Origin of the sequence: Flavobacterium aquaticum (genome assembly GCF_003259835.1) — a bacterium.
Taxonomy (GTDB): domain Bacteria; phylum Bacteroidota; class Bacteroidia; order Flavobacteriales; family Flavobacteriaceae; genus Flavobacterium; species Flavobacterium aquaticum.
Genome location: NZ_QLMI01000006.1, coordinates 1 through 14,914 on the forward strand (window position 1 = coordinate 1; position 14,914 = coordinate 14,914).

A 14,914-nucleotide genomic window follows, 5' to 3' on the forward strand; every position below is an offset into this window, starting at 1 on the left:
TTTTTCAACTTTTTTTAAAGTTTTTTTGATTTGTTTAATCTTCAGCTTGTGTATGAACTTCTGCTCTAATGCGGGTGCAAAAGTAGAAATCTTTTCCGTAACCACAAGTCTTTTACAATCTTTTTTTATTCTTTTTTTTCATGTTTTTCTTAACATACTGATAACAAGGATTTAATATAAGAAAGTTTTTTTTGGTTTAACCGCAAGTCCCGAAGCCTCGGGACGCGAAGGTGGCGCGATGGTCGCGAAGAGGTTTATTAAACATATAAGTCAGATAAGTTTTTCTTTACTTATATTATAGTATAGATAAAGTTCATAAAAGAGGTTTGGTGGGTTGTGGGCTTAACTGCGTTAAGCGGTAGCCTGCTGCGCAGGAGATTCCTACTTCGGCGGAATGACAAGTTCAAATTCAAGGGCAAAGTGTTGCTCGCTTCGCGAGCTAGTGGGATGGTTATCTGAAATAGAAGAAGTCTTATCTAGCCCCGATGGGAGTGGAAATCCTTTTTTTGCTTTATTTCGACAAGCTCAGCATGACAAAACTTTAAAAAAAATTGTAGCGGACAGCGGGACTGATAGTTTTATGGAATGCCGAACATGTGCTTCTAAATATTAATCGAAACGTATTGCTTTTACTGGTGAAATTTTGGTGATGATGTAAGATGGAATTAATAAAACCAACAAACAAACGATTACGGTTCCGATATTTAATAATGCGATGTGGAGTAAATTGATACTTACTGGTGCTTCGCTTACGTAATAGTTCTCTGGATTGAGTTGGATTACGCCGAAGAATTTTTGAATTAACAATAAAGAAATAGCGATTAGATTTCCCCAAAATAATCCGCGGGCGATTAAATAAAAAGCGTTATACAGGAATATTTTTCGAACATTCCAATTATTAGCTCCCATAGCTTTTAGAATTCCAATCATTTGGGTGCGTTCTAAAATTAGGACTAATAATGCGACTACCATGTTGATGGTGGCAACAACAATCATTACGATTAGAATCACCAAAATGTTAAAATCAAACAATTTTAGCCATTCGAAAATGCTGTAATATTTTTCTTCGATGGTGATACTATTATAAGTAGGCGGAATTTCTTTGTAGACCTCCTCACCTTTTTCTTTGATTTTTGAGAAATCGTCTACGAAAACTTCGAATGCTCCGACTTCTGTTGGTTGCCATTTATTGATGAGTTGCACGTGGCGAATATCTCCTATTATATAAGTAGCATCGAATTCTTGAAAACCTGAGTTGAAAATTCCGGTGATTAGAAAGTTTCTTTTGTTCGGAAGTTTTCCGTTTTCTTTCATGAAAAAGGTTAGGAACTTATCTCCTACATTTAAATGAAGACGCTTGGCTAAGTATTCCGAAATCAAAACTTCGGTATTTAATTCGGATTTTAGATTTGGAATTTTACCATCGACTAAATATTCTTCTAAATTGGTGAAATTATAATCTTTCCCAACACCTTTATATATGATTCCTTCGAATGCTTTTTCTGTACGAATAATTCCAGCTTTGCTTGCTACGGCTTGCACGTGACTAATTCCTTCTACATTTTTAAACTTAGGATAAAAACTTTGATTGATAGAAATGGGTTCGGTAGTAACTTGCGATTGATTATCATCGAAATTAGAAATAATAATGTGCCCGTTGAAAGCCGAAACTTTCTCGCGAATTTTATCTTGAAGTCCAACACCCGTAGCTACCGCCATAATCATCATAATAATTCCGATGGCAATTGCCGTAATCGCAATTTTTATAATTGGCGAAGAAATACTACTTTTATAACTTTTAGCAGCAATTAGTCTTTTGGCTATGAAATATTCTAAATTCAAGGTTTTTATGACATCTAAATTATTTTTCAAAAGTACATTATTATTTTTTTCTTTACTAATCGTTTCGTGTGGAAGTAGCAAAAAGGCTATTCCGCAGATAAAACCGAGTGCTGATTATAGTATTCCTAAAAACAGCCGAATTGAAACTGGTGCAGAAACCTTATTTATGAGAAATATTGAATTATTAAAAGATAAAAAAGTAGGGGTTGTTGCAAATCAAACAAGTATTTCAGGTACAATTGAAGTTCATTACACCGAATTTCCAAAAGAAGGGATTGAATCTTTCTATAAAAAAGAATATGTTCATTTAGTAGATGAATTAATTTGGGATAAAATAAATATCGTTAAAATCTTCGCTCCTGAACACGGCTTTAGAGGAACAGCTGATGCTGGTGAATTAATCGTTGATGGAAAAGACACCAAAACAAATTTACCGATTATCTCCCTTTACGGAAACAATAAAAAGCCAAAACCAGAGCAATTAGAAGGAATTGACATCTTGGTTTTTGATTTGCAGGATGTAGGTGCACGATTTTACACTTATATATCTTCGTTGCATTATGTAATGGAAGCTTGCGCTGAAAATAATATTCCGCTTTTGGTTTTAGACCGCCCAAATCCGAATGGAAGTATTATTGATGGTCCGATTTTAGAAAAGGAACATAAAAGTTTTGTTGGGATGCATGAAATTCCTGTTTTGCATGGGATGACGATTGGCGAGTATGCCAAAATGATTAACGGTGAAAAATGGCTGAAAGACGGTTTACAATGTAACTTGACTGTTATTCCGTGTTTGAACTATTCGCACGATATGAAATACAGCTTACCTGTGAAGCCTTCGCCAAATTTACCGAATGACCAATCGATTAATTTATATGCGAGTTTGTGCTTTTTTGAAGGTACGAATGTGAGTTTAGGTCGCGGTACCGAAAAGCAATTCCAAATATACGGTTCGCCATTTTTACCTGAAAGCGAATTTGATTTCAGTTTTACTCCGCAACCTAATTTTGGAGCAAAAGATCCAGTTCATAATGGAAAGTTATGCTTTGGTGAAGATTTAACCGAAATTAGAAAAATACATCGATTAGAATTAAAATGGTTATTAAAAGCCTACGAAAACACAGCAGATAAAACCGCTTTCTTTAATGATTTCTTTACCAAATTAGCCGGAACCAAAAAACTCCGCGAACAAATTGAAGCCGGAATGTCCGAAAAAGAAATTAGAAAAACCTGGCAAGAAGGTTTGGAACAGTTTAAAGAAGTAAGAAAGAAGTATTTGATTTATGAGTGATGATGGAAGCTGGATGTTAAAACACGAATTTCACGAATTTTCACTAATAAAATTTTAGATTCCTAACGGAATGACAAGGTTGCGACAAAAACTGAACACTTTCAACTGAACACTGACCACTTTTAAAGCGGCAACTTCTCCTTCATTTTCTCCACAATATTAAACGCTGCTGGACAAATCGCAACATTTTTCAAAGTTAAATCTGAGATTTGTTGAAATTTCTTTCTGTCCGTATGAGGGAATTCTCGGCAGGCTTTTGGGCGGACATCGTAGATAAAACATTTGTTGTCACTATCTAAAAACGTACATGGAACACTTTTTAAAACGTAATCATTATCTTCATCAATGCGAAGATATTGGTCAATAAATTGTTGTGGTTTTTGACGAAAACTCTTTGAAATTCGTTCAATATCAGCCGAAGTAAACAACGGTCCGGTTGTCTTGCAACAATTGGCACACTCCAAACAATCCGTTTTTTTGAATTCGGCATCGTGTAAATCTTGCATTACATAATCCAAATTCTTGGGTGTTTTCTTTTTTAACTTGTCAAAATACTTTTTGGTTTCGTTATGCGTATCTTTGGCAAGTTTTCCGAGTTCGTTTAAATTTGGCTTTAGCATTTTATGAATTTTCTACTGCAAAGTTACGATTTTGAATTTCGAATTTAGAATAACGAATGTTGAATTTTGAAATACAAACCATGAAAGACCTTTTCGGAAAAGCCATTTTAGATTACCAAACCCATAATTCTCCCGAAGATTTAATTACTGAAACTTCTATTTCGGAAGCCGATGAAATGAGCGTTTCTTATTTGTTTCGTGATTTTAAAGAGATGCCAAAATTGGAACAAAAAGCGTTACAATTGGCGAAAGGAAAAGTGTTAGACGTAGGCTGTGGTGCAGGAAGTCATGCTTTGTATTTGCAAGAAAAAGGTTTTGATGTTACGGCAATTGATATTTCAGAAAACGCAATCAAAGCTTGTGAATTACGAGGTTTGAAAAATTGTAAAGTTTCGGATGTATTGAATTTAGATACTTCGGAAAAATTCGATACTATTCTTCTTTTGATGAACGGAACAGGGATTTTCGGAAAAATGAATCAAATTTCGAAGTTCTTGCAAAAATTAAAATCGCTATTAAACGAAGGTGGACAAATTTTTATTGATAGTTCGGACCTAATTTATATGTACGACCAAGACGAAGACGGTGCTTACGAAGTTCCGGCGAATGGTTATTATGGCGAATTAACGTTCACTATTCAATATAAAGGAGAAACCGAAGACACTTTTGATTGGTTGTATTTGGATTATAACACACTTCAAAACGCAGCAATTGCAAATGGTTTAGAATGCGAATTGATTTTAGAAGGCGAACATTTTGATTATTTAGCTAAGTTATCGATATAAAAACAAAAAATCCCAAAACTAATGATTTGGGATTTTTTATTTATTTAAATGTCAAAGGCATTTTTAAATTAATACTGACTGGCTTTCCTCCTCTTGAAGCGGGTTGCCATTTTGGAGCTTTTCGTAAAACGCGAATTAACTCTATCGCCGAATTCGTTCCTAAATCGCGAAGCACTTTTACATTTTTTACTTCTCCATTTTCATTAACAGTAAATTCAAAAACGATTTGTCCTTTTTTCTCTACTGTTTGGGTGTCAAAATTTGCAATTATATAATCGTAAAATTTATCAATCCCTCCGTTTTGAAATTTGGCATCAATAAAATCGCCTCCCAAATACACTTCGTCTTCTCCTCCAATTTGAGAAAAACTTAGATTAGAAAACAAAACAAATACAGCTAATACTAAAAACTTCTTCATATAATTTAAGGAATATTCAAATATTTATGTGTTTGTAACGAAACTCTCCATTTTGGATTATTCATCACATAATCAACTATTAAAGGTGTCATTTCTTCTTTTTTGCTCCACTCGGGTTGTAAAAACAAAATTGCTTTTGGATTTACTTTTGCTGCTTGTTCTTCGGCAAAAATAAAATCGTGTTTATTGTAGATGATTACTTTTAATTCATTAGCGATATCGTAAGCACTTTGAACTGGCAATTTATTTTTCTTTGGCGACAAACAAAACCAATCCCAAGTTCCAGAAACTTCATAAGCTCCAGAAGTTTCAATATGTACTTTTAAATTTTGTGATTTTAGTTTAGAAGTCAGTAATGTCATATCCCAAGTTAAAGGTTCTCCTCCTGTTACCACAACTGTGTCGGCGTATTTTTTGGCATTGGCAACAATCACATCGGTATTCGTTGGTGGATGCAATTCCGCATTCCAACTTTCTTTTACATCGCACCAATGGCAACCTACATCGCAACCGCCAATTCTAATGAAATAAGCTGCTGTTCCTGTATGATATCCTTCGCCTTGAATCGTGTAAAACTCCTCCATTAAAGGCAACATTTCGCCTTTTTCAACCGCTAATTGTACTTCTTTTTGTAACATCTTAAATAAAAATAGTGGGCAAAGATACGACTTGGAAGTTAGAATTTAGAAGTTAGCCCTCAGAATTTTGAAATTGTACTTGTCATTGTCCTTGAAATTTCCTCTGATTTTAACTACATTTGAAATTCAAAATACATCAAAATGAGCAAGACAGAAGATTTTAGCAAACATATAAACGAAGGCTACGCTTGTAAAGGCGAATTCATCACATTAGGTGGCGGAATTTTAGATGGCGAAGCGATTCCAAATACCCACGTAAATATTCCTTTGAAAACCTTAAACCGTCACGGATTAATTGCAGGAGCAACAGGTACTGGAAAAACCAAAACCATTCAAGTACTTTCGGAACAATTATCGCAAAATGGAGTTCCGGTTTTAATGATGGATATTAAAGGTGATTTCTCTGGAATTGCTATGCCTGGCGAAGAAAAATCGTTTATTACAGAACGTCATGCTAAAATTTCGATTCCTTATGAAACGAAAGGGTTTCCTGTGGAATTAATGACAATTTCAGAACAAAATGGAGTTCGACTACGAGCTACGGTTTCTGAATTTGGACCGGTTTTATTTTCTCGAATTTTAGATTTGAACGATACGCAAGCTGGCGTGGTTTCTATCATTTTTAAATATTGTGATGATAATAGTTTGCCATTATTGGATTTAAAAGATTTCAAAAAAGTTCTTAATTACGCAACCGAAGAAGGAAAAGCAGAATTTGAAGCCGAATACGGAAGAATTTCAACCAGTTCAACCGGTTCGATTTTGAGAAAAATTATCGAATTAGAACAACAAGGTGCGGAATTATTCTTTGGCGAAAAATCATTCGATATTCAAGATTTAATGCGAATTGACGAAAACGGAAATGGTTACGTGAACATCATGCGATTAACCGACATTCAAGACAAACCGAAATTATTCTCAACTTTCATGCTAAGTTTATTAGCCGAAATTTACAATACAATGCCCGAACAAGGCGATGCTGGACGACCAGAATTGGTGATTTTTATTGATGAAGCGCATTTGATTTTTGACGAAGCAAGCAAAGCTTTATTAAATCAAATTGAAACGATTGTGAAATTAATTCGCTCGAAAGGAATTGGAGTATATTTCATTACCCAAAATCCGATGGATGTTCCAACGGGAGTTTTAGCGCAATTAGGTTTAAAAATTCAACATGCGTTAAGAGCTTTCACGGCAAATGATAGAAAAGCGATTAAAATGACAGCTGAAAATTATCCCGATACTGATTTTTATGAAACCGATGAAGTATTAACTTCGTTAGGAATTGGAGAAGCTTTTGTAACTGCATTAAGTGAAAAAGGAACTCCAACACCTTTAGTTGCCACTATGATGCGCGCACCAATGAGTAGAATGGATGTTTTAACAGAAAGTGAAATTGAAGCAAGCATCGCAAAATCGAAATTAGCGAAAAAATATAACGAGGTTGTTGACAGAGATAGTGCTTACGAAATGCTAAATAAAAAAATTGCCGAAGCGCAAGAAGTCGCAGCCGAACAAGAAGCAGAAAAACCAACCCGAAAAGCAAAAGAAGAACCAAGCACGGCTGAAGTAGTTGGGAAATCAATTACCAAAGTAGTTACGAGTGCGAGCTTTATCCGCGGCGCTTTTGGTTTATTAATGAAAATGTTTAAACGTTAATGAAAGGATTTATTACTATTGGATTACTCATCCTTTCTAATGTTTTCATGACATTGGCTTGGTATGGACACTTAAAATTCAAAGAGTTAAAATGGTTTGAAAACGCTGGGTTAATCACTATTGTTTTAATCAGTTGGGGATTGGCTTTGTTTGAATATTTCTTTCAAGTTCCTGCGAATAAAATTGGATATGAAGGCAATGGCGGTCCGTTTTCATTAATGCAATTGAAAGTGATTCAAGAAGTAATTACTTTAGTGATTTTTGTGATCTTCTCAATGGTTTTCTTTAAGAACGAAACTTTTAAATGGAATCACGCAGTTGGGTTTTGTTTTTTAGTATTGGCGGTTTATTTTATATTTAAGAAGTAACAAAATGAAAAAATATTTTATCCAAAAAGCACCATTCGTAGTTCCAACCACTGATGGAAAATTGATTGAAGAACATCACGGATTGGCAACTACAAACAATTCAGCGATTTCGATTGCTCACATGATTGCGCCACCTGGTTGGAGCGAACCTTTTCAAACTCCAGAATTTGATGAATACACGTATATCATCAAAGGGAAAAAGCAATTCATCATCGAAGATGAAGCTGTAGTTTTAGAAGCAGGTCAATCGATTAAAATTGAGAAAAACACTCGCGTTCAATATTCAAATCCGTTTGATGAACCGTGCGAATATTTGGCGATTTGTACGCCTGCATTTAGTATGGATTTGGTGAATAGAGAAGAATAAAAAAAGAGGCGATTGCCTCTTTTTTTATTTTAATAACTCTAAAATCTTATTTTCAACTTCTTCTGAATTCCAATTTTCTTGAATATTATCCATTTTCAAAACTTCTTGCATAATTTCATTTTGAAAATCGCCAATTGCCATCGCTTCTGAATAAGGTTGTAAACTGAAAGTTACTCTACTATATAACGGCATCCATTTTTCGGGATGCTTGTCGGAAAACCATTTTTCGATTTTCTTTTGTAGTAAGAAATTGGTATCGACAGTTTTTGCACTCATTTCTTCAAAATTTCTTCTCGAAAGTTCGGCAATCGCATCAGCATTTGGCTTTCTTGAAATTTCGTAAGCTTTAAAAATTCGATCCCAATCGTCGCCATATTGTTGCATTAATTCATTCAGAATGGTAATATCTTCAAAACCTGCATTCATTCCGTGACCGTAGAAAGGCACAATCGCGTGCGCAGAATCACCAATTAAAGCAATTTTATCGTTGAATGTCCAAGGAAAACATTTCATAATCGCCAAATAACTATTCGGATTTCTGAAAAAATCACGCACTAAATCTGGAATTACATCTTTTGTATCTGGAAAATAAGTCGCGAAAAACGAAACTAATTTTTCTTCATTAGTTAACGATTCAAACGAATTTTCTCCTTCAATCGGCATAAACAAAGTACAAGTAAACGAGTTGTCCAAGTTAGCCAATCCCATCAACATGAAATTTCCTCTTGGCCAAATGTGTAAGGAATGAATATCAATTTTTGGAGATCCATCAGCATTGGCTGGAATATGCAATTCTTTGTAACCAATTTTCATGAACTCTTGCGAATAATCAAACATCGATTGACGTTGCATTCTGTGTCTAATTCTCGAAAAAGCACCATCGGCTCCGAAAACTTTATCGTATTTTAACTCGGTCCACTCGCCTTGTTCGGTTTCGCCTTCCCACAAAGTGGCGGTGGCTAAGGTTACATCCCAAATTTTACGTTCGAAAAAGAATTCTACACCTTCAGCTTCAGCTAAATCGACCATTTTTCTATTCAAAACGCCTCTTGACAATGAAAAAATAGCTTCACCTTCTTTTCCGTAATATTGATAATTCAGCTTTCCATCTTGTAAATGAATCGCTCTTTTATCCACTGGAATTCCGATTTTTCTAATTTCTTCATCTAAACCTACATCTTCCAATGCTTTCCAACCACGATTTGACATCACCAAATTAATGGAACGACCTGAAAACTCAACCGTTCTAATATCGGGACTTCTGTCGAAAACATGTACTGTATGTCCGGCTCTTTTTAAATAGATTGCCAATAAAGTTCCTACTAATCCAGAACCTACAACAGCAATTTTTTGTGGCGTTTGCATGAAGACTTTTGTAAAAATTTGGACTGCAAAAATACGGAATAATAAATTTCTAAACCCGACTTTAATTAGATTTTTCATTTTGAATTCAAATTTTGTTTAATTATTTTTAATATTAGTTAAACAAAATGTATCTTTGAATAAAAATTGCTATGAGAAAGATTACGAAAGACGAATTGTTCTACATGTCAAAAGTGCCGCGACTGAACTTAGTCAATTGTGTTACCGGTTACAAATCCGCTAATTTAATTGGAACAGTTTCAACTGAAGGCATTTTGAATATTGCTGTTTTCAGCAGCGTTACGCATTTAGGTAGTGAACCACCATTATTAGGATTTATTTTAAGACCCACAACGGTTCCAAGAGACACTTATAAAAACATAAAAGAAACCGGATATTTTACTGTAAATCATATTACCGAAGAAATGATTGCTGATGCGCATCATACGTCTTCAAGTTACGAAGAACACATTTCAGAATTCGACAAAACGAAGTTAGAACCCGAATTTATTGACGACTTCAAAGTTCCCTTTGTAAAAGGAAGTCCGGTACAATTACTTTGCAAATATGTAAACGAATACAAAATTGAGGAAAACGATTGTATTCACATTATCGCCTCTATTGAAATCTTTTATGCGGATGAAAATCTTTTCCACGAAGACAATTGGATGCAATTGGATAGAGGAAATGTAGTAGCTATTAATGGTTTAGATGGTTATGCTCTTCCGAAACTATCCGACAGATTTCATTATGCGCGACCTGACAAACCTTCAACTTCGATGTTATAATGGCGCATAAAAAAGTAAATCTTCCCGAAAAAATATGTAAAACCTGTCAACGTCCTTTTTCATGGCGAAAAAAATGGGAGAAAAACTGGGAAGAAGTAGTGTATTGCAGTGATAAATGTAGAATGAATAAAAACAAATAGCATGAACGGATTAGTATGGTTTAGAAATGATTTACGCACAATTGACAATCATTCGTTGTACAATGCTTGTAGAGAAAATGAAAAGGTAATTGGAATATATTGTCTAGATCCAAGACATTTAGAAACAACTCAATACGGTTTCAAGAAAACAGAAAAATTTAGAACGCAATTTCTTTTAGAAACTTTAGCCGAATTACAACAAAATTTAGCTGAGAAAAATATCACATTATTAGTTTATTACGGTTATCCCGAACAATTAATTCCAGAAGTAGCGGCAAAATATCAAATCGATACGATTTATAGTCAAAATGAATGGACGCAAGAAGAAGTGGATGTAGAAAATGAAGTAAGAAATCTAATTCCAGCGGTGAATTGGAAAACATATTACGACCAATTTCTATTTCATCCTGATGATGTACCGTATGAAGATTGGGAAAAGATTCCAGAGGTTTTTACCGAGTTCAGAAAACAATTGGAAAAGAAAATTCGAGTGCGACCAACTGTTTCAATAACTGCAAAACCGATTTCTAATCTAATTAAAGAAAAAACTACAATTCCTACATTAGAAGATTTAGGATTTGACTCCGAAACTTCGGAGTTCAAACAACCGAATAAAACGGCTTTTCCTTTTAAAGGCGGGGAAAATAAAGCTAAAAAAAGAATCAGAGACTACTTTTGGGACACCAAAAAACTAGCGGTTTACAAGAAAACTCGTAATGGTTTGGTTGGAAAAGATTATAGTTCGAAACTTTCGGCTTGGTTGGCAAATGGTAGTATTTCGGCACGAATGATTTATTGGGAAGTCCAACAATTTGAGAAAAAAGTTGTCAAAAACGAAGATACGTATTGGTTGATTTTCGAGTTGATTTGGCGCGATTATTTCAAATACATTTCACTAAAACACGGAAACAAAATATTCCAATTGAATGGAATTTTGCAAAAAGAATACCATTGGAATCAAAATACAAAAGCTTTTAATCAATGGACAAATGGCACCACACCTGAACATTTCGTTAATGCCAACATGATTGAATTGCAAAAAACAGGTTGGATGAGCAATCGAGGCCGTCAAAATGTAGCGAGTTATTGGGCAAAAGAATGGGAACAAGATTGGCGAATTGGCGCAGCTTATTTCGAAAGTATGTTGATTGATTACGATGTGCACAGTAATTATGGCAATTGGATGTACAATGCTGGTGTTGGCAACGATCCAAGAGATAGAAAATTCAACATCAAACGTCAAGCAGAAATGTACGATAGCGATGGAAAATTTCAGAAAATGTGGTTAATTCCTGAATTATTTTAGATGAAAACACTTCGATTACTTTTGGGCGACCAACTCAATTCACAACATTCTTGGTTTGATGAAGTCAATCCAGATGTGACTTATATAATGGCAGAAATGCGTCAGGAAACGGATTATGTGAAACATCACATTCAAAAAGTAGTCGCGTTTTTTCTTTCGATGCGAAATTTATCGGACGAATTGACAAAACAAGGTCATCAAGTTGTTTATTATAAAATTTCGGATGCCAATAATCCTCAGAATTTGGAACAATTGATTTTGGATTTGGTTGAAAAGAATAAAATCGAGCAATTTGAATACCAACTTCCAGATGAATATCGGTTGGATGAACAACTGAAATCCATTTGCGAAAAACTTTCTATTCCCACAAAAGCAGTAGATTCCGAACATTTTTATACTTCTAGAACTGAATTAGCTGATTTTTTCAAAGGGAAAAAGCAACTTTTGATGGAAAATTTCTATCGCATGATGCGAAAAAAACACGATGTTTTGATGGTCGGCGATCAACCGTTAGATGGAAAATGGAACTTTGACCACAACAATCGCAATCAATATAAAAACGAAGTTCCGATCCCGTTTCCTTTGGAATTTCATAAAAATGTGAGTGAAATTGTTACAGAAATTAAAAGTCAAAACATCACCACTTTTGGAAGTATTGATAGAGAAAATTTCAGCTGGCCCACTTCCAGAAATGAAAGTTTGCAATTGATTGATTATTTCTGTGAGTATTTGTTGGCACATTTTGGAACATATCAAGATTCGTTATTTTCTGGACATAATTTTTTATTTCACTCGCGTTTGTCTTTTGCGATGAATTCCAAAATGATTAGTCCGAAAGAAGTAGTTGATGCAGTGGTTTCGTATTATTATCAAAATCAAGAAACTATTGAATTGGCACAAGTAGAAGGCTTTGTACGACAAATTATTGGTTGGCGCGAATATGTCAGAGGAATTTATTGGAAAGAAATGCCGAATTATGCTAAAATGAACGCCTTAGAAAACTACAATCCGCTACCTGAATTCTTTTGGACTGGAAAAACCAAAATGAAATGTATGCAACATTCGATCTCCCAAAGTTTAACGGAATCGTATGCGCATCACATTCAGAGATTGATGGTTATTGGCAATTTTTCTTTGTTAGCCCAATTGCATCCTGATGCAGTTGACACTTGGTATTTAGGCGTTTACATCGATGCGATTGAATGGGTTGAAATGCCAAACACACGCGGTATGAGTCAATATGCGGATGGTGGAATTGTGGCAACCAAACCTTATGTTTCGTCAGGAAGTTACATTAATAAAATGAGCAATTACTGTGGAAGTTGCCATTACAAAGTAAAGGAGAAATTGGGCGAAAAAGCCTGTCCGTTTAACAGTCTGTATTGGAATTTTTTAGATGAGAAAAAACAACATTTTGCTAATAATCAAAGAATGAGCATGATGTTAGCACTACTAAGAAAAATGAAACCAGAAGAGTTAGCAGCAACAAAAGAAAAAGCGATTACGATTTTGGAGAATATGGAGAATTTATAAAAAAACCGAAGCAATGCTTCGGTTTATACTTGTATATGTCCCCAATTTTGACCCCATTTAATGCGGTAAATTTGCATTTCGGAAACATTAAATTCTTTTGCGGTTTTTCTAACGCTGAACTTTTCACCTTGTCGTTTCATTTTTAATTTAATTCGAATGACTTGTGTAGAAGTTAGCTTTTTACCATCTCTCTTAATATTATTTTCTTGAAACTTCTTAAAAGCTTCTTTTACAGCTGGACTTTTATGACCGTGAGCGCGCATCTCATTGTAAGTTGCCCATTTTAAATTGTACAACTGATTATTCATTTTATCATAATCAAGATGTAAAACATATTCTTGGTCTTCACTTACTCTTGGAATAAAAAGCTCCGCTACCATTTTATGAATGGCATGAGAATAATAACTTTTTTTTCCGTTAACCGATCTAACATAACGTAAAAATAGAAAACCTTCAGTTGGAGCACCTTTTAGAATTTTCCCGTTTTCAATTTTATCGGTAAAACTTTTAAGTCTACCATAATTAGAAACAGCATATCTAACCTTACCTGGAACTTCAATTGGATATTCTCTCCATTGTTCAATTACAAAATGACTCATATTTTTGTCTTTAAATAAATTAAGGGGCGAATTATTTAAGACTTTCGTCTGATTTAATGCAAGATATAAATTATTTGTTAAACTTGATTTTATTTCCAACATTCATTTTCTGAGATTTTGCAAAAGCACCACACATGTGAAATAACATTCTTGCTCCTACATTTCCATCCCAATCGTCATCACCTGGCGCTACTTCAACTAAATCAAATCCAATGATTTCTTTATTAGTTTCAGCTAAACGACTGAACAAATAAGCGGCTTGTTCAAATGAAAATCCGCCTGGAACAGGAGTTCCAGTATTTGGACTATACCAAGGATACATTCCATCAATATCAAAAGAAATACATACTTTTTCTGGTAACGAAGCGATAATTTGATCGCATTGTTGTTGCCAAGTTTTACCTTCGAATGCTTCTTGTTTTAAATCGCTATCGGTATGAACTAAAACTCTGTCTTTTAAAGCGACTTCTACTTCTTGCTCACAAAAATCGCGAATTCCTACTTGTACAATTTTTGAAACTTGAGGAATTTGTAACGTATTGTACATGATGGAAGCATGCGAATAAGTAAATCCTTCATAAGCAATACGTAAATCCATATGCGCATCTAAATGTAAGATTCCGAAATTGTCGTATTTAGTTGATAAAGCTTGGTAATATCCTAGCGGTGTTGAATGATCTCCACCTAAAAGCACTACTTTTTTACCTTTGTTCATCCAACTTAATGTTTGCTCACGAACGGCTTCCACCATATCAGAACACGCATAATTGATTTCTTCTAAATCTTTCATTAATGAAGGATGATGGTCTAAAATCATTCCGCTTTCTAAAGCTTTGATAATTGGAGCCGCTTGTTTTTTGAACTTTTTAGATTTCTTTTTTAACTCTTTAGCGGGTTTATCTATATAAATTCCTAATTTCCATAATTCTGGAAATTCTTGATGATTCAAATCTACCTGAAAAGAAGCGTCTAAAACCGCATCTGGACCTTTAGAAGCTCCAGAACCATAACTCACTGTAACTTCCCAAGGCACTGGAATTACAATAATTTCACTTTGCTCTGCCGAAAAAGGCAAACCAAAAATAGTAGCATCTGCCAACCCTGGTTGGGATGGATCAAAATTTTCTAAAATTTGTTCTTTAGTCATGATTTCATGTAATTCGGTTATACCGTACAAAGATAGTTTATTTAACAAAAA

Annotated in this window: 16 protein-coding genes; 9 read left to right on the top strand and 7 right to left on the bottom strand. The window is 34.5% G+C overall.

Annotated elements, in window-relative coordinates; genetic code table 11:
- Positions 1–609: 609 nt before the first annotated feature.
- Positions 610–1,842 (bottom strand): ABC transporter permease, encoded by a 1,233-nt coding sequence (locus B0I03_RS09945; RefSeq protein ID WP_111567295.1) that lies wholly within the window; start codon positions 1,840–1,842, stop codon positions 610–612.
- Between the two features lie 7 nt (positions 1,843–1,849).
- Here B0I03_RS09945 and B0I03_RS09950 point away from each other — a divergent pair, with 7 nt between their 5' ends.
- Positions 1,850–3,133, top strand: coding sequence for an exo-beta-N-acetylmuramidase NamZ family protein (locus tag B0I03_RS09950; protein WP_111567448.1), 1,284 nt, complete (start codon positions 1,850–1,852; stop codon positions 3,131–3,133).
- Positions 3,134–3,255: 122 nt separating this feature from the next.
- Here the strand turns inward: B0I03_RS09950 and B0I03_RS09955 are convergent, their stop codons facing one another.
- The gene (locus tag B0I03_RS09955; protein WP_111567296.1) at positions 3,256–3,753 is read right to left on the bottom strand and encodes a YkgJ family cysteine cluster protein; all 498 of its coding nucleotides are present in this window, start codon (positions 3,751–3,753) and stop codon (positions 3,256–3,258) included.
- Between the two features lie 80 nt (positions 3,754–3,833).
- Between B0I03_RS09955 and B0I03_RS09960 the strand changes: the two genes are divergently transcribed.
- Complete coding sequence (locus B0I03_RS09960) at positions 3,834–4,538, top strand: class I SAM-dependent methyltransferase (RefSeq protein ID WP_111567297.1); 705 nt, start codon at positions 3,834–3,836, stop codon at positions 4,536–4,538.
- A 40-nt stretch (positions 4,539–4,578) separates the two neighbouring features.
- Here the strand turns inward: B0I03_RS09960 and B0I03_RS09965 are convergent, their stop codons facing one another.
- Together B0I03_RS09965 and B0I03_RS09970 are read right to left on the bottom strand one after the other, a co-directional pair.
- Positions 4,579–4,956 (bottom strand): energy transducer TonB, encoded by a 378-nt coding sequence (locus B0I03_RS09965; RefSeq protein WP_111567298.1) that lies wholly within the window; start codon positions 4,954–4,956, stop codon positions 4,579–4,581.
- Between the two features lie 5 nt (positions 4,957–4,961).
- Positions 4,962–5,594, bottom strand: a complete 633-nt coding sequence (locus B0I03_RS09970) for a 7-carboxy-7-deazaguanine synthase QueE (RefSeq protein WP_111567299.1) — start codon at positions 5,592–5,594, stop codon at positions 4,962–4,964.
- A gap of 141 nt (positions 5,595–5,735) precedes the next feature.
- Between B0I03_RS09970 and B0I03_RS09975 the strand changes: the two genes are divergently transcribed.
- Genes B0I03_RS09975 through B0I03_RS09985 form a run of 3 tightly spaced genes read left to right on the top strand, consistent with a single transcriptional unit; the run spans position 5,736 to position 7,988 of the window.
- Positions 5,736–7,253 (top strand): helicase HerA-like domain-containing protein, encoded by a 1,518-nt coding sequence (locus tag B0I03_RS09975; protein ID WP_111567300.1) that lies wholly within the window; start codon positions 5,736–5,738, stop codon positions 7,251–7,253.
- Positions 7,253–7,621, top strand: coding sequence for a DMT family protein (locus B0I03_RS09980; RefSeq protein ID WP_111567301.1), 369 nt, complete (start codon positions 7,253–7,255; stop codon positions 7,619–7,621). Before B0I03_RS09975 ends, B0I03_RS09980 begins: the two co-directional genes overlap by 1 nt.
- 4 nt (positions 7,622–7,625) lie before the next feature.
- Complete coding sequence (locus B0I03_RS09985) at positions 7,626–7,988, top strand: cupin domain-containing protein (RefSeq protein ID WP_111567302.1); 363 nt, start codon at positions 7,626–7,628, stop codon at positions 7,986–7,988.
- A gap of 24 nt (positions 7,989–8,012) precedes the next feature.
- Here B0I03_RS09985 and B0I03_RS09990 read toward each other — a convergent pair whose 3' ends face one another.
- Positions 8,013–9,353: an FAD-dependent oxidoreductase gene (locus tag B0I03_RS09990; protein ID WP_111567303.1), complete on the bottom strand. Its 1,341-nt coding sequence runs from the start codon at positions 9,351–9,353 to the stop codon at positions 8,013–8,015.
- A 149-nt stretch (positions 9,354–9,502) separates the two neighbouring features.
- Between B0I03_RS09990 and B0I03_RS09995 the strand changes: the two genes are divergently transcribed.
- The 4 genes from B0I03_RS09995 to B0I03_RS10010 are packed head-to-tail and all read left to right on the top strand — an operon-like array spanning position 9,503 to position 13,117.
- Positions 9,503–10,138 carry a flavin reductase family protein gene (locus B0I03_RS09995; protein ID WP_111567304.1) on the top strand — a complete coding sequence of 212 codons (636 nt, stop codon included), beginning with the start codon at positions 9,503–9,505 and terminating at the stop codon, positions 10,136–10,138.
- Positions 10,138–10,278 carry a DUF2256 domain-containing protein gene (locus B0I03_RS10000; protein WP_111567305.1) on the top strand — a complete coding sequence of 47 codons (141 nt, stop codon included), beginning with the start codon at positions 10,138–10,140 and terminating at the stop codon, positions 10,276–10,278. Before B0I03_RS09995 ends, B0I03_RS10000 begins: the two co-directional genes overlap by 1 nt.
- Before the next feature lies 1 nt (position 10,279).
- Positions 10,280–11,584 carry a DASH family cryptochrome gene (locus B0I03_RS10005; RefSeq protein ID WP_111567306.1) on the top strand — a complete coding sequence of 435 codons (1,305 nt, stop codon included), beginning with the start codon at positions 10,280–10,282 and terminating at the stop codon, positions 11,582–11,584.
- Positions 11,585–13,117, top strand: a complete 1,533-nt coding sequence (locus B0I03_RS10010; protein ID WP_111567307.1) for a cryptochrome/photolyase family protein — start codon at positions 11,585–11,587, stop codon at positions 13,115–13,117.
- A 23-nt stretch (positions 13,118–13,140) separates the two neighbouring features.
- Here B0I03_RS10010 and B0I03_RS10015 read toward each other — a convergent pair whose 3' ends face one another.
- The gene (locus B0I03_RS10015; RefSeq protein WP_026725890.1) at positions 13,141–13,716 is read right to left on the bottom strand and encodes an NUMOD4 domain-containing protein; all 576 of its coding nucleotides are present in this window, start codon (positions 13,714–13,716) and stop codon (positions 13,141–13,143) included.
- Positions 13,717–13,786: 70 nt separating this feature from the next.
- A complete protein-coding gene (locus B0I03_RS10020) occupies positions 13,787–14,863 on the bottom strand; it encodes an agmatinase family protein (protein WP_111567309.1) in 1,077 nt (358 codons plus the stop codon).
- Positions 14,864–14,914: the final 51 nt, after the last annotated feature.

What these genes read in the sequence shown, in the direction of transcription:
- B0I03_RS09950 (WP_111567448.1), top strand. Translation starts at nt 1,850, where the DNA reads ATGACATCTAAATTATTTTTCAAAAGTACATTATTATTTTTTTCTTTA.
- B0I03_RS09955 (WP_111567296.1), bottom strand. Translation starts at nt 3,753, where the DNA reads ATGCTAAAGCCAAATTTAAACGAACTCGGAAAACTTGCCAAAGATACG.
- B0I03_RS09960 (WP_111567297.1), top strand. Translation starts at nt 3,834, where the DNA reads ATGAAAGACCTTTTCGGAAAAGCCATTTTAGATTACCAAACCCATAAT.
- B0I03_RS09965 (WP_111567298.1), bottom strand. Translation starts at nt 4,956, where the DNA reads ATGAAGAAGTTTTTAGTATTAGCTGTATTTGTTTTGTTTTCTAATCTA.
- B0I03_RS09970 (WP_111567299.1), bottom strand. Translation starts at nt 5,594, where the DNA reads ATGTTACAAAAAGAAGTACAATTAGCGGTTGAAAAAGGCGAAATGTTG.
- B0I03_RS09975 (WP_111567300.1), top strand. Translation starts at nt 5,736, where the DNA reads ATGAGCAAGACAGAAGATTTTAGCAAACATATAAACGAAGGCTACGCT.
- B0I03_RS09980 (WP_111567301.1), top strand. Translation starts at nt 7,253, where the DNA reads ATGAAAGGATTTATTACTATTGGATTACTCATCCTTTCTAATGTTTTC.
- B0I03_RS09985 (WP_111567302.1), top strand. Translation starts at nt 7,626, where the DNA reads ATGAAAAAATATTTTATCCAAAAAGCACCATTCGTAGTTCCAACCACT.
- B0I03_RS09990 (WP_111567303.1), bottom strand. Translation starts at nt 9,353, where the DNA reads ATGCAAACGCCACAAAAAATTGCTGTTGTAGGTTCTGGATTAGTAGGA.
- B0I03_RS09995 (WP_111567304.1), top strand. Translation starts at nt 9,503, where the DNA reads ATGAGAAAGATTACGAAAGACGAATTGTTCTACATGTCAAAAGTGCCG.
- B0I03_RS10000 (WP_111567305.1), top strand. Translation starts at nt 10,138, where the DNA reads ATGGCGCATAAAAAAGTAAATCTTCCCGAAAAAATATGTAAAACCTGT.
- B0I03_RS10005 (WP_111567306.1), top strand. Translation starts at nt 10,280, where the DNA reads ATGAACGGATTAGTATGGTTTAGAAATGATTTACGCACAATTGACAAT.
- B0I03_RS10010 (WP_111567307.1), top strand. Translation starts at nt 11,585, where the DNA reads ATGAAAACACTTCGATTACTTTTGGGCGACCAACTCAATTCACAACAT.
- B0I03_RS10015 (WP_026725890.1), bottom strand. Translation starts at nt 13,716, where the DNA reads ATGAGTCATTTTGTAATTGAACAATGGAGAGAATATCCAATTGAAGTT.
- B0I03_RS10020 (WP_111567309.1), bottom strand. Translation starts at nt 14,863, where the DNA reads ATGACTAAAGAACAAATTTTAGAAAATTTTGATCCATCCCAACCAGGG.